Below are 20109 nucleotides of genomic sequence, written 5' to 3' on the forward strand. Positions count from 1 at the left end.
CGGGACGCCGCATGCGGTACGGCGTCCTGATGGTAAGACATTCAGGACGGAATGATGACGGTCATCGACAATCACGAGGTGCTTGCAAAGGACGGCGAATTGTCGGAAGCGAGTGCGCGCGATTATTTCGAATTGCTGAAGCCGCGAGTGATGTCGCTCGTGGTCTTCACAGCCTTTGCCGGTCTGGTGCTGGCGCCGGGCCACATCCATCCCGTCCTCGGCCTGATCGCCATTCTCTGCATTGCCGTCGGCGCCGGCGCCTCCGGCGCCCTGAACATGTGGTATGACGCCGATATCGACGCCGTCATGAGCCGCACCGCCAACCGTCCGATCCCGGCCGGCCGCATCGCGCCGTCGGAGGCGCTGGCCTTCGGCCTGGTACTGTCAGGCTTCTCGGTTGTCATTCTCGGGCTGGCCGTCAACTGGCTCTCGGCCGGCATCCTCGCCTTCACCATCTTCTTCTATGCCGTCGTCTACACCATGTGGCTGAAGCGCTCGACGCCGCAGAACATCGTCATCGGCGGTGCTGCCGGCGCCTTCCCGCCGATGATCGGCTGGGCTTGCGTGACCAACAGCGTGACGATCGAGAGCACCGTTCTCTTCCTCATCATCTTCCTGTGGACGCCGGCGCATTTCTGGGCGCTCGCGCTCTTCAAGATGCGCGATTACGAGGCCGTCGGCGTGCCGATGCTGCCGAATGTCGCCGGCGAGCGGGTGACCAAGCATCAGATCGTCGCCTATGCGGTGCTGACCGCCGTCTGCGCGGTCTTGCCGTCCTTCCTCGGCTTTGCGAGCCTCGGTTATGGCCTCGTCGCAGCCGCCCTCGGCGCGATCTTCATATACTGTTCCATCGCCGTCTGGCGCATGCCCGACGGCGATCTGAAGATGATCCCGGCAAAGAAGCTCTTCGGCTTTTCGATCTTCTATCTCTTCGCCGTGTTCTCTGCCTTGATGATCGACCGGCTGGCCTCGCTGCTGGTCTCGCATGCGGGAGGTTGGTTCTGATGGAATTGGTCAAGCTCACGGAAAAGCAGCTCAAGTCGCGCCGCAACCGCAACATCGCGCTGGGGCTGGTGCTTGCCGGCCTCGTCGTTCTCTTCTACGTGATGGCAATCGTGAAGATCGGCGGGGGAACTGCCGGATGAGCGATAACCCCGCCGCACCGAAAAAGCCCGGCCGCAACAACGGCGCCGTCGTGATGATGTGCCTGAGCTTCGTCTTCGGCATGGGCGCGATGAGTTATGCCGCCGTGCCGCTCTATCGCATCTTCTGCCAGGTGACCGGCTATAACGGCACGACGCAGCGCGTCGACCAGGTGTCGAGCGTCGTGCTCGACCGCACGATGCGCGTCACCTTCGACGCCAATGTCGCCCCCGGTCTGCAATGGGAATTCAAGCCGGTCCAGCGCGAGGTCAATCCGAAGATCGGCGAAACGATCCAGGTAAATTTCACCGCCGAGAATCGTTCGAACGAGACCCAGCGCGGCCAGGCGGTTTTCAACGTCACCCCGGGCGAAGCGGGCGTCTATTTCAACAAGGTGCAATGTTTCTGCTTTACGGAAACGGACCTGAAGCCGGGCGAGAAGCTCGACATGCCGGTCGTGTTCTACATCGATCCGGAAATCGTCAAGGCCGTGGAATCCAAGGATATCCACACGGTTACGCTGTCATATACGTTCTACCCGAAAGAGGGTCCGAAGCCGGTGGCTGCGAATGAGGGTGGAGCGGAGAAGATTGAAAAGAAACTTTGATCAAGGCTCGTTTCCGGCTATGCCGGGAGCGGAGTGAAGGAAGACATCCGGGGATAACTACATGGCCGATGCTCACCAGAAGAATCACGACTATCACATCATCGATCCGAGCCCGTGGCCGATTATCGCTTCGCTCGGCGCCTTCCTCATGGCGATCGGCGGCGTCTGCTACATGCGCTACCTGAACGGCGGTTCGTTCAAGGTCGCCGGTGCCGAGCTCGCCAATCCCTGGCTCTTTTATATCGGCTTCGCGCTGGTTCTCTACGTGATGTACGGCTGGTGGGCCGATACGGTGAAGGAAGCCCATGAGGGCGCCCACACCCGCGTCGTCTCGCTGCATCTGCGCTACGGCATGATCATGTTCATCGCTTCGGAAGTGATGTTCTTCGTCGCCTGGTTCTGGGCCTATTTCGACGCCAGCCTGTTTCCGAACGAGGCGATCCAGGCCTCGCGCCTGGCCTATACCGGCGGCGTCTGGCCGCCGAAGGGCATCGAGGTTCTCGATCCCTGGCACCTGCCGATCTATAACACCGTCATCCTGCTCCTGTCGGGCACAACGGTCACCTGGGCGCACCACGCGCTGCTGCACAACGACCGCAAAGGCCTGATTCAGGGCCTGACGCTGACGGTGCTGCTCGGCGTGTTGTTCTCCTCCGTCCAGGCCTATGAATATGCCCACGCGCCCTTCGCCTTCAAGAATTCGATCTACGGCGCGACCTTCTTCATGGCGACCGGCTTCCACGGTTTCCACGTCCTCGTCGGCACGATCTTCCTGGGTGTCTGCCTGATCCGCGCGCTGCGCGGCGACTTCACCCCGAAGCAGCATTTCGGCTTCGAGGCGGCCGCCTGGTACTGGCACTTCGTCGACGTCGTCTGGCTGTTCCTGTTCTTCTGCATCTACGTCTGGGGCGGCTGGGGCGCACCCGTCGCAGCCGGCTGATCGGAACGATAGTCAAACAAAAGGCGGGCCTCGTGCCCGCCTTTTTTTTGGTGGGGTCCGCGACAGCCCGCACCTTTTCGGAGACGAGAGGGACGCGCCATCCGGGCGGGCGAGGAACGGAGAGGCTCCGGCATGTCTCCTCTTCTCCCCAGCGGGGAGAAGGTGGCCCGAAGGGTCGGATGAGCATCTGTGTTTGGTGTCAAGGTGGATTTGGTGTCCAGATGCGGTTTTTGGTGATGAGGGTGTTTGCCAGGACGATGAGCTTTCTCATGACGGCGACGAGGACGACCTTATTGGGTTTTCCGACTTTCTTCAGCCTTGCGGCGAAGCGTGCGAGGTCCGGGTTGTGACGAGAGGCGGACAGGGCGGCCATGTAGATGGCGTTCCTGGGTGCTGGGCGTCCGCCCCTGATGGAGCGATGTTCGGCCCGCTCGCCACTTTCGCAGGCAATCGGCGCAAGGCCGGTCAGCATGGCGGCCTGCTTGCCGGAGCAGGCGCCAAGTTCGCAAAGGCCAGCGATCAGGCTTGCGGCGGTGACGGCTCCGATGCCAGGAATGGAGATGAGGATGTCGAGGCGGCGGCGCATCTCGGGATCGGCGCAGATGCTGCGCTCGATCTCGGCGTCCAGTCTTGCGATATGGGTGTCGAGCGCGGCAAGCCGGCGCGTCAGTTCCTTGCGCAGGAAAGCGGTCACGGCCGTCTTCATCCGGTTGGACAGGGCGGTGCGTTCACCATTGGCGGCAGATCGGGCATTGACCAGTTCCTGCAGGGTTTCCAGCGCTTGGTCCGGCGGTGGGGTCTGTGCGGGCTTGAGGGCTTCTCCCATGATGGCCAGAAACCGCGCATCGAGCCGATCGGTCTTGGCGAGAAAGCCGCAGGCTTTGGCAAACAGTCGGGCGCGCAGCGGATCGACGACCGACACGTAAAAGCCATCGGCATGCAGCGAGCGCTGGACGGCGCGATGCCACTTGCCGGTCGCTTCCATGACGATACGCAGCGCCGAGCGCGGCATCTGGTCAAGCGCATCGAGCTCCCGCTTGAGGCGGCGCAGGCCGGCCGTGTCGTTGGTCACCCGAAAACTGCGGCCGAGAGGATGCAGATGAATGTCCAGCCACTCTTTACAGACATCGATGCCGACATAAACTGTCGCCATCGCGGCGCGTTCGGACGATACCTTGCCTTGCATACGGGACCTGCTCCCCACTATCTGTTCAGGACAAACGCGAAGGACGAGCGGACCAGGCTCATCCCCGGTTCACGCCAAGGGGGTTACGGTCCCGCCCGTCCGACCCCTGGGGGATGGCCATCCCCCAGGGGTCGCACCCATCATCAACGGATGCAGTTTGAACATGCAAGGGGGCCACACGGCACGCCCTCTCATCTTAACTATCCGCTATGTCGACGCGAATGCGTTCGAATCCGCATGAATATTGTTGGAAAGACCGGCTTCGCCGGCCCCCTCATCCGCCCTACGGGCACCTTCTCCCCGCTGGGGAGAAGAGGGATTCGAGACGCTGCGGCATATCCCCTTCACCCCGTTTACGGGGAGAAGGTGGCGGCAGCCGGATGAGGGGCTGCCATCGGCAATCGGGCCGAAGTAAAGGCTCCGTGGCCGCCTTATATCGCCTCAGCGCGCCCCGGCGATCCGTTCGAAGGCCGAAGGCGCGGGAATGCCGAGATCCAACTGGTGGCGGATCGCTTCGGCGCATTCGAGCGGCGTCAGCACCGACGTATCGACCTCCATATCGTAGATGCCGGGGCGATGAACCTCATCCTGCCAGCGTTGCACCGGTTCTGGAACGGGCACGTCCTCCGTGGCGCTGAGATAAAGCGTCTCGCGCCCTTCCTGGGCAACGTCGCGCCGCTGCATGATCGTTTCGATCGGACAGCGCACGCCAACGAACAGCACTGGAAAGTCTTCCAGTCGCCGGGCGCAATCGCCGAGGATGCCGAGCGGCTGCGAATAGCTGTCATGGTGGCCGAGATCGGCGATGACATTGAGCCCCAGGCTGGCATGGATGGCGATCGATTCGTAGAGCGCCGCATAAAAGAACGGCACCAGTTCCTCCAGGTCCGGCCGCTCGCCGCCTGGCCGCAGTCCGATGCCCGGCAGATAACGCTTCGGTGTCATGGCATTGTAGCCGTCGACGCCGAGGTTGATCCACGGTCCCTCGAATTCGTCCTGGATTGCGCGCGCAATGCTGGATTTGCCGCTCCGCGGCGCGCCGTTCAGGATAATGATCTGTACGGAATGGCTATCATCGGTCATCAGTTCTTCTTCTGTTTGGCGCGAATCACTCGGCGGAGACCGCGCAGGCCTTTCCATCCGGGATGCAAATACTTTATGGGAGAGTTAAGGCAGCGTGGAGCGCCTAAAAGGAATTGCCATGAACGAGGACAGCGCCCATTTTCCCCCCGTCGATCCGCTGAAGACCGGCATCAAGGGCTGCTGCCCGCGCTGCGGCCAGGGCAAGCTCTTCGATGGCCTGCTCGGCGTGAAGCCGCGCTGTGCTGCCTGCGGCCTCGATTATTCCTTTGCCGATTCCGGTGACGGACCCGCCGTCTTCGTCATTCTCATCGTCGGCTTCATCGTCATCGGCATGGTGCTGTGGCTGCAGGTGAATTACGGGCCGCCGATTTGGGTGCATATCCTGCTCTTCGCGCCGCTGACGATTATCCTGTCGCTGCTGACGCTGCGCTGGTTCAAAGGCATCCTGATCGCCATGCAATACCGTCATAATGCCCGCGAAGGACGCCTGAGTGACTGATATCGACCATGCCGCGCCGCGCCGCCGGCTGCCTGTCTTGACCGGCATCCTGGTACTGATCGCCCTTGCCATCCTGATTTCGCTGGGCACCTGGCAGGTGGAGCGCCTGCACTGGAAAGAGGGCCTGATCGCCGATATCGCTGCGCGGCAGTCAGCAGCCCCCGTGCCGCTCGCCGACATCGAGGCGATGGCGGCTGCAGGCGGCGACATCGAATACCGCAAGGTCACCGCCACCGGCCGCTATTTCAACAACAAGGAGCGGCACTTCTTCGCCACCTGGCGCGGCCAGACCGGCTTTTATGTCTATACGCCTCTGGAGCTTGCCGACGGGCGCATTCTCTTCGTCAATCGCGGCTTCGTTCCCTATGACAACAAGGAGCCGGAAACGCGCATGCAGGGCCAGCTGACGGATCAGCAGACCGTCACCGGCCTGGCGCGCGAAAAGCTTCCCGGCAAGCCTTCCTGGGTGGTGCCCGATAACGACGTCGCCAAGAACATCTTCTACTGGAAGGATCTCGACGTCATGGCCGAGAGCGTCGGCCTCGAGAAAGCGAAGGTCATTCCCTTTTTCGTCGATGCCGATTCCACCCTGAATCCGGCCGGCCTGCCGATCGGCGGCGTTACCCAGGTGGATCTGCCGAACGACCATCTGCAATATGCTTTCACCTGGTACGGGCTGGCCGCGGTGCTCACCGCCGTGGTGGCGATCTCCTGGTTCCGCAAACCCGGCACGCAGCCTCGGCAATAGTATCGCTTCAATTCCCGGTCATATTGGGCTAGAGGTCGCTTATCCCGACGCGGTACGGAATTTTGACGGAACAGACATGAATATTGCGGCGAAACCTCCTTTGACGATCAGGCTCTGCGGGCCGCGCGGCTTCTGCGCCGGCGTCGACCGCGCCATCCAGATCGTCGTGCTGGCGCTGAAATCCTATGGTGCCCCGGTCTATGTGCGCCACGAGATCGTCCACAATCGTTATGTCGTCGAAGGGCTGGAGGCCAAGGGCGCCGTCTTCGTCGAGGAGCTGGACGAGATCCCGGCCGAACATCGCGCCCAGCCGGTGGTCTTCTCCGCCCATGGCGTGCCGAAATCCGTGCCAGAGGATGCGGCAAGCCGCAACCTCTTCTATCTCGACGCCACCTGCCCGCTGGTCTCCAAGGTCCACAAGCAGGCAATGCGCCACAATCGCCTCGGCCGCCATGTCGTCCTCATCGGCCATGCCGGTCATCCCGAAGTGATCGGCACGATGGGTCAGCTGCCGGAGGGGTCGGTTTCGCTGATCGAGACGATCGAGGACGCCGACGCCTATATTCCCACGGACCCCAATAATCTCGGCTATGTTACCCAGACGACACTGTCCGTCGACGACACCGCCGGCGTCATCACCCGACTGCACGAGCGCTTCCCCAACCTGACGGCGCCGGCAGCGGACTCGATCTGTTATGCGACGACCAACCGCCAGGAAGTGGTGAAGCAGGCAGCTCCGGGCTGCGATCTTTTCATCATTGTCGGCGCGCCGAATTCATCCAACTCCAAGCGCCTCGTCGAAGTGGCGCTGAGGGCAGGGGCGAAGAAATCGATCCTCGTGCAGCGCGCCGCCGAGCTCGACTGGGACGAGATCGGCACGATTTCGACGCTCGGTCTCTCCGCCGGTGCCTCGGCACCCGAGGTTATCGTCAACGAGATCATTGAGGCTTTCCGCGCCCGCTTCGATGCCCGCGTCGAACTGGCCGAAACGGTGCAGGAAACCGAAAACTTCCTCGTCAACCGCGAACTGCGCAATATCGAGCTGACGGCGGCCGATATGGCCTTCGTCAACGGCTAGATCGGCCTTCGGCCTGGCGTCCACTCCGGCAAATCCAATATCAACAAGGCATGAAGGCGAGACCTCACTTGGCAGTCTATACCGATATAGCCGAAGACGATCTGAAGTGGTTCCTGACGGAATATGACGCAGGCACGCTGCTTTCCTACAAGGGGATCGCCGAAGGCGTCGAAAACTCCAACTTCCTGCTTCACACCTCCAAGGACCCGCTGATCCTGACGCTCTATGAAAAGCGCGTCGAAAAGAGCGATCTGCCTTTCTTCCTCGGCCTGATGCAGCATCTCGCAGCTCGCGGCCTGTCCTGCCCGCTGCCGCTGCCGCGCCGCGACGGCGCGCTGCTCGGCTCGCTCTCCGGCCGTCCGGCGGCGCTGATCTCCTTCCTCGAAGGCATGTGGCTGAGAAAGCCGGAGGCGAAACACTGCCGCGAAGTCGGCAGGGCGCTGGCCGAGATGCATGTGGCTGGTGATGATTTCCAGTTGAAGCGGGCGAATGCGCTGTCGATCGACGGCTGGCGGGGGCTGTGGGAAAAATCCGAGGCGCGTGCCGGCGAGGTCGAGCCCGGGCTGCAGACCGAGATCCGCAGCGAACTCGATTTCCTCTCCGCCGCCTGGCCGAGTGGCCTGCCTGCCGGCGTCATCCATGCCGACCTCTTCCCCGACAACGTCTTCTTCCTGGGCGACCAGCTCTCCGGTCTGATCGATTTCTATTTCGCCTGCAACGACCTGCTCGCCTATGACGTCTCGATCTGCCTGAATGCCTGGTGCTTTGAGAAGGACGGCGCCTATAACATCACCAAGGGCACGGCAATGCTCGACGGGTACCAGAGCGTTCGGCCGCTGAGCGATGCGGAAATCTCAGCCCTGGCGGTACTGTCGCGTGGGTCCGCGCTGCGCTTCTTCCTGACCCGGCTCTATGACTGGCTGACGACGCCGGAGGGAGCCATGGTCACCAAGAAGGACCCGCTCGAATATCTCCGCAAGCTGCGGTTCCACCGCCAGATCAAATCGCCCGCCGAATATGGATTGAGCCTATGAAGCACGTCGATATCTTTACCGACGGCGCATGCTCCGGCAATCCCGGCCCCGGCGGCTGGGGCGCGGTGCTGCGTTATGGCGACGTCGAAAAGGAGCTTTTCGGCGGCGAGGCCGACACGACCAACAATCGCATGGAGCTCCTGGCGGCAATCTCGGCACTGTCGGCCCTGAAGAGCCCTTGCGAGGTCGATCTCTATACCGACAGCGCCTATGTCAAGGACGGTATCTCCAAGTGGATTTTCGGCTGGAAGAAAAACGGCTGGAAGACATCAGACAAGAAGCCGGTGAAGAATGCCGAGCTCTGGCAGGCGCTGGAGGCGGCCCGCGACCGCCACAAGGTGACACTGCACTGGGTCAAGGGCCACGCCGGCCACCCGGAAAACGAACGCGCCGACGAACTCGCTCGGAAGGGCATGGAGCCTTTCAAGAAAGGCAAGGCGGTTTCGTTTAAGTAGCGGCCGTTTCCTTGAGCTCTTGACGGATGAGAGAGGAATACGGCGCCGCCACACGTCTCTTCTCCCCAGCGGGGGTCCGAAGGACGGGTCGAGACCTGTGGCTCGACCCCGGTCGGTGCCGGCAGGCGGTTGAGGGGGTGAGCGGCGAAGCCGCGAATGCACCGAGCGGAAGCGAAGGGCAATGGATGGCGTGCCGTGTGGCCCCCTCATCCGACCCTTCGGGCCACCGCTGGGGAGAAGAGGGGCGAGCAGCGCGGCCCGAACCTCATTCAAGCCGCCTGCTGCTGCTGCGGCGCCGTCGCTGCGCCCTGGATCAGCCGGTGCAGATATTCGAGCTTTGCCACAACAGGCGAAGACAGCACGAAGGGGTAGGAGTCGGGCTGGCCCATGCTGCGCTGGATGGCGTTGATCGCGATGCTGAGCGGCACCCAGGCGCTGACCAGCTGTTCGGCGCTTCTTGCCCGGTAAGGGATGAAATCCACCTCGCCTGATATTTCCTCATGGCCGCTCGGATCGATGGCGATGCCGAAGGCGCGCGCGGTTTCGAGCGTATCGACGATATGGAGGTAATGCGCGAAACATTCGGCGAAATCCTCCCAGGGGTGCGAGGCGGCATAGGCGCTGATGAAATTATCCTGCCATCCCAAGGGCGCGCCGCCGGCATAATGGGTCTGCAGGGCTGCTGCATAATCCTGCCGTTCGTCGCCGAAGACGGCGCGGAAATCGGCAAGGCCGCCCCGATCGCGCACCAGCTTGTTCCAGATGAAATGGCCAGCCTCGTGGCGGAAATGGCCGAGCAGCGTGCGATAGGGTTCGTTCATCGAGCTGCGCGCCTGTTCGCGCGTCGCATCGTCGGCCTCTGCGGCGCGGATGGTGATCAGGCCTTCCTCGTGGCCGGTCATGGCAGGCACGACATAACCGTTGCTCTCGATCGAATCCTCGAGGAAATCGAAGACCAGCCCGCCTTGCGGATCTTGCGCGCGATCCGGATGCGGCAGCTTCCAGCGCAGCAGCGAATAAAACAGATGGCGCTGCGCCTGGCTGATGCGCCGCCAGCGATCGATGCCGTCCTGGGTGTCGGTGTTCGGAACCAGCCGGTTATGGCGGCAGGCAACGCAGAATTCGCTCTCGCCGTCACCGTCCACCAGCCAGTTGCAGATATCGAGGCCGGCATTGGCGCAGAAGCGGACCTCGCGATCGGGATTGGAAACGAGCTGCCAGAGCGTCTCGTCGCGCGGCTCCAGCGCATGCATGGCGAGATCGCCGGGCAGGAAGCCGAGGCGATGGTTGCAGCGCACGCATCGACGGTTGTCGAAGTGGACGACCTGATCGCAATTGTCGCAGGCAAAAAGCTTCATTGGGTCTATCTCTGCAGAGCATGAGGGTGACGGACTAAAAATGCCTGCCGCGTGAGGGCGCGACAGGCATGGTGATAAAGGATGAGCGTCTACTGCGCATTCCTTAAATCGGAAGCACAGCGTCCTTTGCTCGTCTTATTGCTGTCGCTCAGAGCCGGTCGACGGCGCCCTTGAGCTTGTCCTTGACCTTGCCGGTTGCGACCTGTCCCTTGCCCTTGGCTTCCTGGACGGCGCCCTTGGCCTTCATGTCGCGATCGTCCGTCGCCTTGCCGACGGCCTGCTTGGTCTTGCCGGCAATTTCATTTGCCTTGCCGGAAATCTTGTCGCTGGTGCTACCCATCTGTGATGTCTCCTTGGTTGGCATGGGCTTTTTGTCCATGCTCGCCGAATGAAACGTCACTCTCGGCTATTCGTTCCCGCTGCCGCCAGGTCAGCGACCGTCAGGCCAGCCTCTCAAGCATGGCCGGCTTCGGCCGACAGCATAGCAGCGGTCACGCCCATGCCGGCGAGCGCCCGCTCGTATTTGTCGTCGAGGCTGCGGTCGAAGATCAATTCCTCATTGGCCGGGCAGGTGAGCCAGCCATTGTTGACGACCTCGTTTTCGAGCTGGCCGGCCGCCCAGGAGGAATAGCCGAGCAGCATTGTCGCCCGTGTCGGTCCGGCGCCCTTGGAGATGGCGCGAACGATGTCGAGCGTCGCCGTCAGGCAAATGTCGTCGCTGACGGGGATCGAGGAGTCGCTGGCATAATCGTCCGAATGCAGCACGAAGCCGCGGCCGCTTTCCACCGGGCCGCCGGTCTGGATCGGGAAGTCGCGCGCCCGCTTCGGCAGCACGATCGAATCTTCCTGCTTGATCATGTCGAGATGCAGCAGCACATCGGTGAAGGTGAGGCTCTGCGGACGGTTGATGACGAAGCCCATGGCGCCGGCATCCGAATGCGCGCAGATATAAATCACGGTGCGCGCAAAATTGCGGTCTTCCATGCCCGGCATGGCGATGAGGAACTGGCCATCGAAGAAGCCACGTTCCCGTCTGTTCTTCAGCGTCGATAAGGACATCGTTCCTCCTGCTGCTAGACCGCACCAAGGCCTCGACAAGAGAAACATGGGCCAATGTCACACATCAATCAACTGAAAATGAAGATTTAAATCGCCGCGACTTCTGGCGGCCAAACAGCAGTTTCGGTAAACCTTTGTTCCATGATGATTATTTCCTCAGGCCCGCGCGGGCTTTTAATCGCGCTTGTGTCGGTGGTCGCAGCCCTTGTGCCGTTTTATTCCGCCCACGCTGAAATGAGCGCCTGGGCGGACAACGAGGGCGGCCGCATGCGCCTGGTGGCGCTCGCGCCCGATGCCGGCGGCAAAATCCGCGCCGCCCTTCAGATCGAGCCGAAACCCGGCTGGATCACCTATTGGAGAGAGCCCGGCGGCAATGGCATTCCGCCGCAGATCACCATCGCGGCGGAGAGCGGGGTCAGCCTCGATGCCATCGCCTATCCCGTTCCGAAGCATTTTTTCAACGGCACGGTCGAGGATATCGCCTATGACGCACCGGTGACGCTGCCGCTGTCGCTGACGGCGGCCGGCAAAGGCCCGGTGGCAATCGACGCTTCCGCCTTCATCGGCATCTGCAAAGATATCTGCATTCCCTTCCAGGCGAATTTTCAGCTGAAGCTTGGCCCCGCCATCCAGTCGCACCCGCAGGAGGAGTCAATCCTTCAGGCCGCCGATGCGAAGCTGCCGAAGCCGCCGTCGCCGGATTTCGACGTGACGGCGCATGCGATGTCGCCCGACAGGAAGACGCTGTCGCTGACCCTGGCTCTGCCGAGCGGGGGGCCGGGCGAGGGGAACGGCGCGCCCGATATCATCGTCACCGGCCCGAGCGGCCATGCCTTCACCAAGCAGATCGGCGGCAAGCGCGACGGCGCCACCTTCAAGGTCGATGTATCTATCGGCAAACTGCCTGAGAATTACGACCTATCCGGCAAGCGCTGGAGCGTGCTGGTCATCGATGGCGAAAGGGCGATGGAGACCACTCTTGCCTTTCAATGACCGGGTCTTATAGTCGCCGCAGATCCCCTGCGGCGGCCGCTGCCAAGCAGAACCCAAAGCCAGAACTCCCAAAGCCGGAACCAAGGAGAAGACCATGACCATCGCGATCGGCGACAAGCTTCCTGCCGCCACCTTCAAGGAAAAGACGGCTGACGGCCCGGTCGAAATCACCACCGATCGGCTCTTCGCCGGCAAGCGCGTCGTGCTCTTTGCCGTGCCGGGCGCGTTCACGCCCACCTGCTCGCTGAACCACCTCCCGGGTTATCTCGAAAACCGAGATACCATCCTTGGCAAGGGCGTCGACGACATCGCCGTCGTCTCCGTCAACGACTGGCACGTGATGGGCGCCTGGGCGCAATTGTCAGGCGGCATGGGCAAGATCCATTTCCTCGCCGATTGGGATGCCGGCTTCACCAAGGCCGTCGGCCTCGACGCCGACCTCTCCGCCGGCGGCCTCGGCCTCCGCTCCAAACGTTATTCGATGCTGGTGGAAGACGGCGTCGTCAAAGCCCTCAACGTCGAGGAAAGCCCCGGCCAGGCAACCGTCTCGGGCGCTGCCGCGATGCTGGAACAGCTCTGAGCTTCGAACAAGATCTGCCCCTCACCCTAACCCTCTCCCCGTAAACGGGGCGAGGGGACGTGCCCCGCGAGAGCGAGGTGGGAACGGAGAGGCTGCGGCTATCTCCCTTCGCCCCGCGAGCGGGGGTCCGAAGGACGGGGCGAGACCCGTGGCTCGACCCCGGTCGGTGGCGGCAGCCGGATGAGGGGCACGCGCCGACGTCTCTACGCTTGCTAGAGCTCGAGCGGTCGCAGGTCGCGCGTCGGCACCCGCGGTCTCGGTCAGCCGGCCACCATCTCCATAGTGTCACGCCATGTGAAATGCGAAATGCGCTTCGAGATCAGCCACCGACCGTCCTGACGCACATACTCGTCATTGTAATAATCGCCGCGTAAGCAGCGGCTGAACCCGGATTCGGGTATCCATGCTGTCGCTCCCGAGGATACACTTCAGTCCTTCGTCGGCTCGCCGAGCGTATGCATCAGACGGTTCGCCCAGCCGAAGATCGCCGAGGAGAGGACGAGATCGAGAGCCTGCAACTCGTCGAACCCGACGTCCGCCAACGCCTGCGCATCGGCCGCGACGGCCTCGGGCGGCGTGGTCGACAGTCGGGCCGAGAAGTTGAAGATTGCCTGGAGGTGCTCGTCGAGCGTCGCCTCGAGACCATCGGCGAACACGGCGTCGATGACATCGGTGCGTTTTGTCAAATTGTTGAACCGGGATGCATGGACGGCGGCGCAGTAGACGCAGCGGTTGACGACAGAGGCGGCGACGGCACCCAGTTCACGCTCGCTCGCTGCCAGTCCGTCCTTGCCGTACATGATCAGGTTGAACAGGGGTGAGCGGACCGCGAGCGTCTCGGGGTCGTGCGCCAGGGTCAGCACATACGGCGAGATGCCCTTGTTCGACGGCGTCGTCTGCATCGCTGCATGCTGCTCGTCGGTGGCGGTCGCGAAATCGACCGGAACGACGTAGGGCTGCCAGCGCGGCACCGTGGTGGTGAAGGTGTGGACGACCTCGCTCATCGCATCTCTCCCAGCAGCTTCAGGCCGGCGAGAACCCGCACCTGGTAATTGACGAAAGCCGCAAGCTCTGCGAGCCGGACGATGTCGGCGTCGGTTACGCCGACTTGGCGCAATGCGTCCACATGGGTGCGCGTGGCATCGCGCGGCGCGACCGTGAGCCGGTCGGCATGGCGAACGATCTCGGCGGTACGCGGATCCGACACGTTCGTGTTCGGCTCGGCGAGCAAGGCTGTCGCCGGTTCGTCGGCGCGGGCAACGAGCGTGTCGTAGTGGCCCGTGAGCGCCGGGCTGCGATTGTGGCGCGCCATCCGGGCGGCGAGTGCCGCCCTCAGGCCGTGCGACAGTCCGCCGGGATCGCGTGGCAGAAGCACAGCGTCGTGGGCCGCTTCACTGAGGCGCAGGATCTCCGCGCGTTTCCCCATGGCTTCCGCGAGCGCGGAACCCGGCCTCACAGAGGCAAGAGTTTCGATGAGTGTCAAAACAAGCTCCTCAATACGTCGCGGACATAAGCTCTAGGTAGGCCTGCCCTCTCATTATGTCAAATTGGAATGCTAAACAGATCTTGATGTGAATTTTTTATCTACAGCCAGTCGTCAAATGAGAATTGTCATGCTTTACTGACATGAAGGAGGGTGTTTGATGTCCACTATGCATTCTGACTCTTTCGATATCCGGCAACTTGAAGCCTTCGCAGCAGTGATGTCCGCCGGTAGCGTGACCGGGGCGGCAAGGCTGCTGGGCCGGTCGCAGCCGGCGGTCACGCGGCTGATCCAGGATCTCGAAGCCGATATCGGTTATGCGCTGCTGCATCGAAGCGGCCCGCGCATCAGCCCGACCGCGCGCGGTCTGCTCTTTCACGCCGAGGTGGAGCGCCATCTTGCCAGCCTCGCCCACATCCGCGAGCGGGCGAATGCCATCGGTCTCGATGAACCGCCGTCGCTGACGATCGCGGCCACGCCTTCACTTGCGGCGGGCGTTCTGCCCCAGGCGATCGCGGCCGTCGCGCCGGACCTGATACCGCGTCATCTCCATGTGCAGGCGCTGGCGGCCGAGAATGTCGTGCAGGCGGTGCTCGCCCGCTCGGCGGACTTCGGGATATCAAGCCTGCCGCTGGAACATCCCGGCCTCGACGTGCACTGGGTTGCCGAAGCGTCGTGTGTCGTCGCTCTCGCCGCCAACGATCCGTTGGCCAACGATGACATGGTGCGTCTCTCCGATCTCGCCGAGCGACGCATCATCACGCTCGCCAATCCCTACCGCCTGCGGCACCGCATCGACGAGGCCCTGGAGCGCGCGGGTGTGGCGCCGCAACGGATGATCGACGTCAACGCCTCGCTGACCGCCCTGACGATGGTCCGGGCCGGACTGGGCGTCGCCATCGTCGAGCCGGCGACCGTCTGCGGCGTTCCGCTCGAGGGGATCGTAATGCGCGTCCTCGACCACACCATCCCCTTCCTGTTCGGCGCCATCTCGCCTGCCGCGATGCCGCTGACCCCGACGGTCGCCGCCGTGATCGATGCGGCGCGCGCCGTGGCCCTGGCGATGCCCGGTTGCCGGCTGCACGACGCAGGTGGCGTCGAAGCCTTGGCCGATACCGTCTACGGCGGTAGCCCGATGACCGAGGACGTGCCGTCATGAGCGATCTCTCGACGTTTCCGAACAATCTCGAAGCGCTCGAAGCACGCCTGCGCCAGGACCTCGCCTGGCTGGAGCTGCCGGCCAAGTCCTGGGTTCCGCCCCGCCTCGTCGACGGCCAAGCGGTCATTGACGTCGTGATTATCGGTGCGGGCATGGCCGGGCTCGTGGCCTCCGCCATGCTGAAGCGGCTCGGCGTCGCCAACCACACCGTTCTCGACAAGGCGCCTGCCGGAAGCGAGGGTCCCTGGGTCACCTTCGCCAGGATGCGAACCCTTCGCTCTCCCAAACAACTGACCGGACCGGCAATGGGCCTGCCGGCGCTGACGTTTCGCGCCTATTACGAGGCGCTGCATGGCCGCGATGCCTGGGTCGCGCTCGATAGGGCGCCGCGTCAGACATGGATGGACTACCTCGTGTGGTACCGGCACGTGCTTGACCTGCCGGTGCGCAATGGGGTCGCCGTCAATGCCATTCGTCCGCGCGGCGACGGCCTGCTCGATGTTGTCTGCCATCACGATGGCCGGTCCGAAACGATGATAGCGCGCCATGTGGTGCTGGCAACGGGCCGCGACGGTCTGGGCGGGCCCTTCGTACCCTCGATCGCCGACGACATAGAGCGCAAGTTCTGGGCTCATACCGCCGACCCTATCGATTTCGCCGCATTGCGCGGCAAGCGGGTCGGTGTCGTCGGAGCCGGCGCCTCGGCGATGGACAACGCCGCCACCGCGCTCGAGGCCGGCGCTGCCCGGCTTGACATGTTCGTGCGCAGGACCGACCTGCCGCGGATCAACAAATTCACCGGCATCGGCAGCCAGGGCGTGGTGCATGGCTTTGCCGGTCTGCCGGATGACTGGAAGTGGCGCTTTCTCGACTATGCCATGCGCTCGCAGACGCCGCCTCCGCGCCCGAGCGTCCTGCGTGTCAGCGCATTCCCGCAGGCCCATCTCCATCTGAAAAGCCCGATCGATCGATTGCAGCAGGAGGGCGACCATATTGTTGTGACGACGCCGAAAGGCAGCTATCCCGTCGATTTCCTGATCTTCGGCACCGGCTTCAAGGTCGACCTGACGAACCGGCCGGAACTCGCCGCCGTCGCATCGCATATCCGCCTCTGGCGCGACCGTTTTCCCGTGCCGGCGGACATGCGAAACGACGAGCTTGAAACCTCGCCCGACCTCGGCGAGGCGTTCGAGTTCCTTGAGGCCGAGCCCGGCGCCTGCCCGGCGCTCGCCCGCATCCACTGCTTCAACTTCCCGGCGACGCTCAGCCACGGCAAGCTCACGGGCGACATTCCCGCAATCAGCGAAGGCGCAGACCGGCTTGCGCGCGGCATCGTCAGGGCGCTGTTCGTCGCCGACCGCGAGCGTCATTTCGCCGATCTCCAGGCCTTCGACACGCCCGAGCTGCTCGGAGACGAGTGGGCCGACGACGAGACCGCGACGTTTTCCGACCTATCTGCCGAAAGGACCCCGACCTGAAATGCTTGAGCTCAAAAACCTAAAGCTGTCCTACGGAAACACGCAGGTCCTGAACGGCGTCGATCTCTCGGTGAACCGGGGCGACGTGGTGTCGATCATCGGCCCCAGCGGTACCGGCAAGACGACGTTGCTGAAGTGCATCAACTATCTGGCAAAGCCGGCGTCGGGCACGATCGCCTTCGATCAGGTCAGGATGGATTACCGGAAACCGAACAGCACCGCGGTCCAGGCGATCCGGCTGCGGACCGCGATGGTCTTCCAGCAGTTCAACGTCTTCAAGAACATGACGGTCATTCAGAACGTGATGGATCCGCTCGTGGTCGTGCAGCGCAAGTCGAAGGACGAAGCGCGCTCGATCGCTTTGCAGGAGCTTGAGCGGGTCGGCCTGTCGAACAAGATCGACAGCTACCCCTCCCAGCTTTCCGGCGGCCAGCTGCAGCGGACCGGCATTGCGCGTGCGCTGGCCGTCAAGCCGGATGTCATGCTCTTCGACGAACCGACGTCGTCGCTCGACCCCGAACTCGTCGGCGAGGTTTTGAAGGTGATCAGGGACGTCACGTCATCCGGCATCACCTCGCTCCTCGTCACCCACGAGATGCAGTTCGCAAAGAATATCTCGAACCGCATCGTCTTCATGGATCGGGGCGTCGTCGCAGCTCAAGGCAGCCCTGCCGAGATCTTCGACACGCCCTCCAACCCGCGCCTTGCCCAGTTCCTGAATTCCGAACACTCCATCCAGTAAAGAAAGGATGCCTGACATGTCTTCCATCAAGTCGACTTCCCGCCGTAGCTTCGGCCTCGCTGTCGCTGGCGTTGCCTTTGCCCTCGCAGCCGCGGGCCTATCGCATGCCGAGGACGTGCGTACCATCAAGATCGCGACGGCTGCCGAATCCAAGCCGCTCTCCTGGGGTGCCATCGGGGTCGAGCCGCAGGGTTACGAGCCCGACGTCCTGAAGGCGATCAACGCCAAGCTGCCGCAGTACAAATTCGTGATGGAGGGTGCTGCCGACATCGCTCAGGAGACCGGCCTTGCCACCGGAAAGTACGACATCGCGACCGGCGGCTACTACCGGGCGCCCGCCCGCGAAAAGCAGTTCCTCATTCCGGAGAGCCCGATCGGCGCCAGCCTGATCAAGATCTACAGCCGCAAGGACAGCGGCATCAACGAGATGAAGGATCTCGTTGGCAAGAAGATCGTGCCCGTGACGGCCGGCGGCGGTATCTACAAGTTCGCCACTGCCTGGCAGGAAAAGAACCCCGACTTCAAGATCGAGATCACCGCGTCCAGCGCCGGCATTCCCTATCCGGATCGCCTGAAAGAGGTCGAGAACGGCAAATACGACGCGCTGGTTCTGCCGTCGAACCTCGGCGAGCAGACGGTCATCGACCAGCAGAAGCTCGACGTCAAGGCGAGCGAGCCGGTCGCGATCAACAATACCTTCGTCCTGATCCATCGCTCCGAGGAGAACAAGGCACTCGCCGAAGACATCGACAAGGCTCTGAAGGAGCTCAAGGCCGACGGCACGCTGGCCAAGCTCTCGCAGAAATGGTTCGGCGAGGACATCACCACCTACATGAAGTAACGCTGAGAAACGATCGGCGATCAGGCCCAAGACCGAAACAAGGAGTGTTCCGAAGTGGACCTATCCATCATGATTCCCGAGCTGCTCAAGGCGCTGCCGCTGACGCTTGCGATCACGTTCACGGCCATGATCGCCGGCTTCCTGCTGGCCCTGATAACGACGACGTTCCGGGTGCGCAGGATACCGGTTGTCAGTCAGCTGGCTGACCTCTACGTCTCCTATGCCCGGAGCGTCCCCGTCGTGCTGCAACTGTTCGTCGCCTTCTACGGGCTGCCGCTGGTCGTCGCTCTGTTCGAGGTCGAGGACTTCGTGTCCCCGAACGTCGCGGCGATCGTCGGCCTCAGCCTCTACCATGGAGGCTATCTTTCCGAGGTTCTGCGGCCGGCCTACCTCGCCGTGGAACGCGGCCAGCACGACGCCGCCGATAGTCTCGGATACAGCTTCCTTCAGAAGATCCTTCGGGTCGTCGGGCCTCAGGCGGTGCACATCGCCCTGCCAGGCTACGGCAACTCGATCATCTACCTCATCCACAACGTCGCACTGGTGATGTACATCGGCGCCGCAGATGTCATGGCGACCGCCCATCTCGTCATGGAGCGCGACTACAACCAATACCAGTTCGAGACCTACCTTGTGCTGGCGGTGATCTATTCGCTGCTATGCCTTGTCGCATGGATCGTCGTGCGCTTTTTCGAAACGCGAAACGCAAAATTCGCGCCCAATACCGCACCGGCCAAGGCCACCATGATGGCAAGCGTCTGATCGAATAGGAGGTCATCACATGTTCGATTCCGAAGTCCTTCTTCCCGATCTCTGGGACATCCTTGGCGCGGTCCCGGTGACGCTCGCCATGGCGCTTGGAATCTTCGTCTTCTCCACCATCGTCGGCAGCCTTTTCGCGATGGTTGAATATCGCCGGGTCCCGCTGCTTCGGGAACTGGTCGTCGCCTACAAGGTCGTCTTCAAGGGCGTTCCGATGGTCATCGTGATCTTCCTCGCCTATTACGGCCTGCCGCCGACGCTGCAGTTCCTGACCTCGCTCGTCGCCATCGACTATAATGGTCACTCGACGCCGAACTGGATCACGCTTATCGTTGCCCTGACCGCCTGCGTCGCAGCCTTCCAGGCTGAGGTCGTCAAGGGTGCACTCAACTCCTTCGACAACGGTCAGGCCGATGCGGCCTATTCCCTGGGCTACAAGCGCAGCCAACTGTTCCGCCGGGTGATGCTGCCTCAGGTCATCGTCGCGGCCATTCCGGATCTTGCCAACTCCATTATGGTGATCATGAAGGCGCTGTCGCTGGGATTTGCGATCGAGGTCGTCGACATCTTCGCGCAGTCGCAACTGACCGCGGCGCTGAACTTCTACTACCTCGAAGCCTTCCTGATCGCTGTCGTCATCTACATGGTGATCGCCTATATCGTCACATACGCCGCCGACCGGATGGAACGGGCTCTGAGGGTATGGGCCTAGGGGCGGTTTGCCCAGGATCGGGATTTCCGCAGTCGTTTCGGCATGTGGCGGCCAGAGGCCTGGGCTCGTTCCTGTGACGAGCACAGGAATAGGGTGGGCAACGTCACGGTATGCCGATCAGCCCTCATGGTGAGGAGGCCCGAAGGGCCGTCTCGAACCACGGGGGCGG

At 62.7% G+C, this 20109-nt stretch carries 24 protein-coding genes; 17 read left to right on the top strand and 7 right to left on the bottom strand.

Annotated features, from left to right (window positions below; translation table 11 throughout):
• Nucleotides 1-54 precede the first annotated feature (54 nt).
• The 4 genes from N2A41_RS03335 (at nucleotide 55) to N2A41_RS03350 (ending at nucleotide 2690) form a co-directional block, all read left to right on the top strand.
• Nucleotides 55-1005, top strand: coding sequence for a heme o synthase (locus tag N2A41_RS03335; RefSeq protein ID WP_260111102.1), 951 nt, complete (start codon nucleotides 55-57; stop codon nucleotides 1003-1005).
• On the top strand, nucleotides 1005-1145 hold the full coding sequence (locus tag N2A41_RS03340) for a hypothetical protein (protein ID WP_020048779.1): 141 nt from the start codon (nucleotides 1005-1007) through the stop codon (nucleotides 1143-1145). The genes N2A41_RS03335 and N2A41_RS03340 overlap by 1 nt, the downstream gene beginning before the upstream one ends.
• Nucleotides 1142-1750 (top strand): cytochrome c oxidase assembly protein, encoded by a 609-nt coding sequence (locus N2A41_RS03345; protein ID WP_260110274.1) that lies wholly within the window; start codon nucleotides 1142-1144, stop codon nucleotides 1748-1750. The genes N2A41_RS03340 and N2A41_RS03345 overlap by 4 nt, the downstream gene beginning before the upstream one ends.
• A gap of 61 nt (nucleotides 1751-1811) precedes the next feature.
• Nucleotides 1812-2690 carry a cytochrome c oxidase subunit 3 gene (locus N2A41_RS03350; RefSeq protein ID WP_017963115.1) on the top strand — a complete coding sequence of 293 codons (879 nt, stop codon included), beginning with the start codon at nucleotides 1812-1814 and terminating at the stop codon, nucleotides 2688-2690.
• A 199-nt stretch (nucleotides 2691-2889) separates the two neighbouring features.
• Here the strand turns inward: N2A41_RS03350 and N2A41_RS03355 are convergent, their stop codons facing one another.
• The gene (locus N2A41_RS03355; RefSeq protein ID WP_260109230.1) at nucleotides 2890-3876 is read right to left on the bottom strand and encodes an IS110 family transposase; all 987 of its coding nucleotides are present in this window, start codon (nucleotides 3874-3876) and stop codon (nucleotides 2890-2892) included.
• 441 nt (nucleotides 3877-4317) lie between these two features.
• Nucleotides 4318-4959 (bottom strand): chloramphenicol phosphotransferase CPT family protein, encoded by a 642-nt coding sequence (locus N2A41_RS03360; RefSeq protein WP_260110275.1) that lies wholly within the window; start codon nucleotides 4957-4959, stop codon nucleotides 4318-4320.
• Between the two features lie 118 nt (nucleotides 4960-5077).
• Between N2A41_RS03360 and N2A41_RS03365 the strand changes: the two genes are divergently transcribed.
• From N2A41_RS03365 to rnhA, 5 genes are all read left to right on the top strand, one after another.
• Nucleotides 5078-5458 carry a DUF983 domain-containing protein gene (locus N2A41_RS03365; protein ID WP_260110276.1) on the top strand — a complete coding sequence of 127 codons (381 nt, stop codon included), beginning with the start codon at nucleotides 5078-5080 and terminating at the stop codon, nucleotides 5456-5458.
• Nucleotides 5451-6206 (top strand): SURF1 family protein, encoded by a 756-nt coding sequence (locus N2A41_RS03370; protein ID WP_260110277.1) that lies wholly within the window; start codon nucleotides 5451-5453, stop codon nucleotides 6204-6206. The genes N2A41_RS03365 and N2A41_RS03370 overlap by 8 nt, the downstream gene beginning before the upstream one ends.
• A 76-nt stretch (nucleotides 6207-6282) precedes the next feature.
• Nucleotides 6283-7284, top strand: a complete 1002-nt coding sequence (gene ispH / locus N2A41_RS03375) for a 4-hydroxy-3-methylbut-2-enyl diphosphate reductase (RefSeq protein ID WP_260110278.1) — start codon at nucleotides 6283-6285, stop codon at nucleotides 7282-7284.
• 68 nt (nucleotides 7285-7352) lie between these two features.
• The gene (locus N2A41_RS03380; protein ID WP_260110279.1) at nucleotides 7353-8318 is read left to right on the top strand and encodes a homoserine kinase; all 966 of its coding nucleotides are present in this window, start codon (nucleotides 7353-7355) and stop codon (nucleotides 8316-8318) included.
• Nucleotides 8315-8773, top strand: a complete 459-nt coding sequence (gene rnhA, locus N2A41_RS03385) for a ribonuclease HI (RefSeq protein WP_260110280.1) — start codon at nucleotides 8315-8317, stop codon at nucleotides 8771-8773. Before N2A41_RS03380 ends, rnhA begins: the two co-directional genes overlap by 4 nt.
• Before the next feature lie 269 nt (nucleotides 8774-9042).
• Here the strand turns inward: rnhA and N2A41_RS03390 are convergent, their stop codons facing one another.
• From N2A41_RS03390 to N2A41_RS03400, 3 genes are all read right to left on the bottom strand, one after another.
• Nucleotides 9043-10131, bottom strand: coding sequence for a zinc-binding metallopeptidase family protein (locus tag N2A41_RS03390; protein ID WP_260110281.1), 1089 nt, complete (start codon nucleotides 10129-10131; stop codon nucleotides 9043-9045).
• 148 nt (nucleotides 10132-10279) lie between these two features.
• Nucleotides 10280-10471, bottom strand: a complete 192-nt coding sequence (locus tag N2A41_RS03395) for a CsbD family protein (protein WP_162118290.1) — start codon at nucleotides 10469-10471, stop codon at nucleotides 10280-10282.
• A gap of 113 nt (nucleotides 10472-10584) precedes the next feature.
• Nucleotides 10585-11190 (bottom strand): YqgE/AlgH family protein, encoded by a 606-nt coding sequence (locus N2A41_RS03400; protein WP_017963123.1) that lies wholly within the window; start codon nucleotides 11188-11190, stop codon nucleotides 10585-10587.
• A 141-nt stretch (nucleotides 11191-11331) separates the two neighbouring features.
• On the opposite strand from N2A41_RS03400, the gene N2A41_RS03405 reads away from it, so the two are divergent.
• Together N2A41_RS03405 and N2A41_RS03410 are read left to right on the top strand one after the other, a co-directional pair.
• The gene (locus N2A41_RS03405; RefSeq protein ID WP_260110282.1) at nucleotides 11332-12183 is read left to right on the top strand and encodes a protein-disulfide reductase DsbD domain-containing protein; all 852 of its coding nucleotides are present in this window, start codon (nucleotides 11332-11334) and stop codon (nucleotides 12181-12183) included.
• Nucleotides 12184-12277: 94 nt separating this feature from the next.
• Nucleotides 12278-12763 carry a peroxiredoxin gene (locus N2A41_RS03410; protein WP_260110283.1) on the top strand — a complete coding sequence of 162 codons (486 nt, stop codon included), beginning with the start codon at nucleotides 12278-12280 and terminating at the stop codon, nucleotides 12761-12763.
• A 428-nt stretch (nucleotides 12764-13191) separates the two neighbouring features.
• Here the strand turns inward: N2A41_RS03410 and N2A41_RS03415 are convergent, their stop codons facing one another.
• Together N2A41_RS03415 and N2A41_RS03420 are read right to left on the bottom strand one after the other, a co-directional pair.
• Nucleotides 13192-13767 (bottom strand): peroxidase-related enzyme, encoded by a 576-nt coding sequence (locus tag N2A41_RS03415; protein WP_260110284.1) that lies wholly within the window; start codon nucleotides 13765-13767, stop codon nucleotides 13192-13194.
• On the bottom strand, nucleotides 13764-14246 hold the full coding sequence (locus N2A41_RS03420) for a CMD domain-containing protein (RefSeq protein WP_222387120.1): 483 nt from the start codon (nucleotides 14244-14246) through the stop codon (nucleotides 13764-13766). Before N2A41_RS03420 ends, N2A41_RS03415 begins: the two co-directional genes overlap by 4 nt.
• Nucleotides 14247-14406: 160 nt before the next feature.
• Here N2A41_RS03420 and N2A41_RS03425 point away from each other — a divergent pair, with 160 nt between their 5' ends.
• Genes N2A41_RS03425 through N2A41_RS03450 form a run of 6 tightly spaced genes read left to right on the top strand, consistent with a single transcriptional unit; the run spans nucleotide 14407 to nucleotide 19940 of the window.
• A complete protein-coding gene (locus N2A41_RS03425; protein WP_222387121.1) occupies nucleotides 14407-15405 on the top strand; it encodes a LysR family transcriptional regulator in 999 nt (332 codons plus the stop codon).
• Nucleotides 15402-16883 (top strand): NAD(P)-binding domain-containing protein, encoded by a 1482-nt coding sequence (locus tag N2A41_RS03430; protein ID WP_260110285.1) that lies wholly within the window; start codon nucleotides 15402-15404, stop codon nucleotides 16881-16883. The genes N2A41_RS03425 and N2A41_RS03430 overlap by 4 nt, the downstream gene beginning before the upstream one ends.
• 1 nt (nucleotide 16884) lies before the next feature.
• Complete coding sequence (locus N2A41_RS03435) at nucleotides 16885-17625, top strand: amino acid ABC transporter ATP-binding protein (protein ID WP_222387123.1); 741 nt, start codon at nucleotides 16885-16887, stop codon at nucleotides 17623-17625.
• 16 nt (nucleotides 17626-17641) lie between these two features.
• Complete coding sequence (locus N2A41_RS03440; RefSeq protein WP_260110286.1) at nucleotides 17642-18466, top strand: amino acid ABC transporter substrate-binding protein; 825 nt, start codon at nucleotides 17642-17644, stop codon at nucleotides 18464-18466.
• A gap of 54 nt (nucleotides 18467-18520) precedes the next feature.
• The gene (locus N2A41_RS03445) at nucleotides 18521-19228 is read left to right on the top strand and encodes an amino acid ABC transporter permease (RefSeq protein WP_017963130.1); all 708 of its coding nucleotides are present in this window, start codon (nucleotides 18521-18523) and stop codon (nucleotides 19226-19228) included.
• 19 nt (nucleotides 19229-19247) lie between these two features.
• Nucleotides 19248-19940 (top strand): amino acid ABC transporter permease, encoded by a 693-nt coding sequence (locus N2A41_RS03450; protein ID WP_170282307.1) that lies wholly within the window; start codon nucleotides 19248-19250, stop codon nucleotides 19938-19940.
• The last annotated feature ends 169 nt before the right edge of the window (nucleotides 19941-20109 follow it).

Source organism: Rhizobium sp. SRDI969, from assembly GCF_025152725.1.
GTDB lineage: Bacteria > Pseudomonadota > Alphaproteobacteria > Rhizobiales > Rhizobiaceae > Rhizobium > Rhizobium leguminosarum_I.

Excerpts from the sequence above, each read along its gene's own strand:
- N2A41_RS03435 (WP_222387123.1), top strand. The coding sequence starts at position 16,885 with ATGCTTGAGCTCAAAAACCTAAAGCTGTCCTACGGAAACACGCAGGTC.
- N2A41_RS03360 (WP_260110275.1), bottom strand. The coding sequence starts at position 4,959 with ATGACCGATGATAGCCATTCCGTACAGATCATTATCCTGAACGGCGCG.
- N2A41_RS03440 (WP_260110286.1), top strand. The coding sequence starts at position 17,642 with ATGTCTTCCATCAAGTCGACTTCCCGCCGTAGCTTCGGCCTCGCTGTC.
- N2A41_RS03365 (WP_260110276.1), top strand. The coding sequence starts at position 5,078 with ATGAACGAGGACAGCGCCCATTTTCCCCCCGTCGATCCGCTGAAGACC.
- N2A41_RS03410 (WP_260110283.1), top strand. The coding sequence starts at position 12,278 with ATGACCATCGCGATCGGCGACAAGCTTCCTGCCGCCACCTTCAAGGAA.
- N2A41_RS03335 (WP_260111102.1), top strand. The coding sequence starts at position 55 with ATGACGGTCATCGACAATCACGAGGTGCTTGCAAAGGACGGCGAATTG.
- N2A41_RS03340 (WP_020048779.1), top strand. The coding sequence starts at position 1,005 with ATGGAATTGGTCAAGCTCACGGAAAAGCAGCTCAAGTCGCGCCGCAAC.
- N2A41_RS03425 (WP_222387121.1), top strand. The coding sequence starts at position 14,407 with ATGTCCACTATGCATTCTGACTCTTTCGATATCCGGCAACTTGAAGCC.
- N2A41_RS03345 (WP_260110274.1), top strand. The coding sequence starts at position 1,142 with ATGAGCGATAACCCCGCCGCACCGAAAAAGCCCGGCCGCAACAACGGC.
- N2A41_RS03450 (WP_170282307.1), top strand. The coding sequence starts at position 19,248 with ATGTTCGATTCCGAAGTCCTTCTTCCCGATCTCTGGGACATCCTTGGC.
- N2A41_RS03430 (WP_260110285.1), top strand. The coding sequence starts at position 15,402 with ATGAGCGATCTCTCGACGTTTCCGAACAATCTCGAAGCGCTCGAAGCA.
- N2A41_RS03405 (WP_260110282.1), top strand. The coding sequence starts at position 11,332 with ATGATGATTATTTCCTCAGGCCCGCGCGGGCTTTTAATCGCGCTTGTG.
- N2A41_RS03390 (WP_260110281.1), bottom strand. The coding sequence starts at position 10,131 with ATGAAGCTTTTTGCCTGCGACAATTGCGATCAGGTCGTCCACTTCGAC.
- N2A41_RS03350 (WP_017963115.1), top strand. The coding sequence starts at position 1,812 with ATGGCCGATGCTCACCAGAAGAATCACGACTATCACATCATCGATCCG.
- N2A41_RS03400 (WP_017963123.1), bottom strand. The coding sequence starts at position 11,190 with ATGTCCTTATCGACGCTGAAGAACAGACGGGAACGTGGCTTCTTCGAT.
- N2A41_RS03355 (WP_260109230.1), bottom strand. The coding sequence starts at position 3,876 with ATGCAAGGCAAGGTATCGTCCGAACGCGCCGCGATGGCGACAGTTTAT.
- ispH (WP_260110278.1), top strand. The coding sequence starts at position 6,283 with ATGAATATTGCGGCGAAACCTCCTTTGACGATCAGGCTCTGCGGGCCG.
- N2A41_RS03395 (WP_162118290.1), bottom strand. The coding sequence starts at position 10,471 with ATGGGTAGCACCAGCGACAAGATTTCCGGCAAGGCAAATGAAATTGCC.
- rnhA (WP_260110280.1), top strand. The coding sequence starts at position 8,315 with ATGAAGCACGTCGATATCTTTACCGACGGCGCATGCTCCGGCAATCCC.
- N2A41_RS03415 (WP_260110284.1), bottom strand. The coding sequence starts at position 13,767 with ATGAGCGAGGTCGTCCACACCTTCACCACCACGGTGCCGCGCTGGCAG.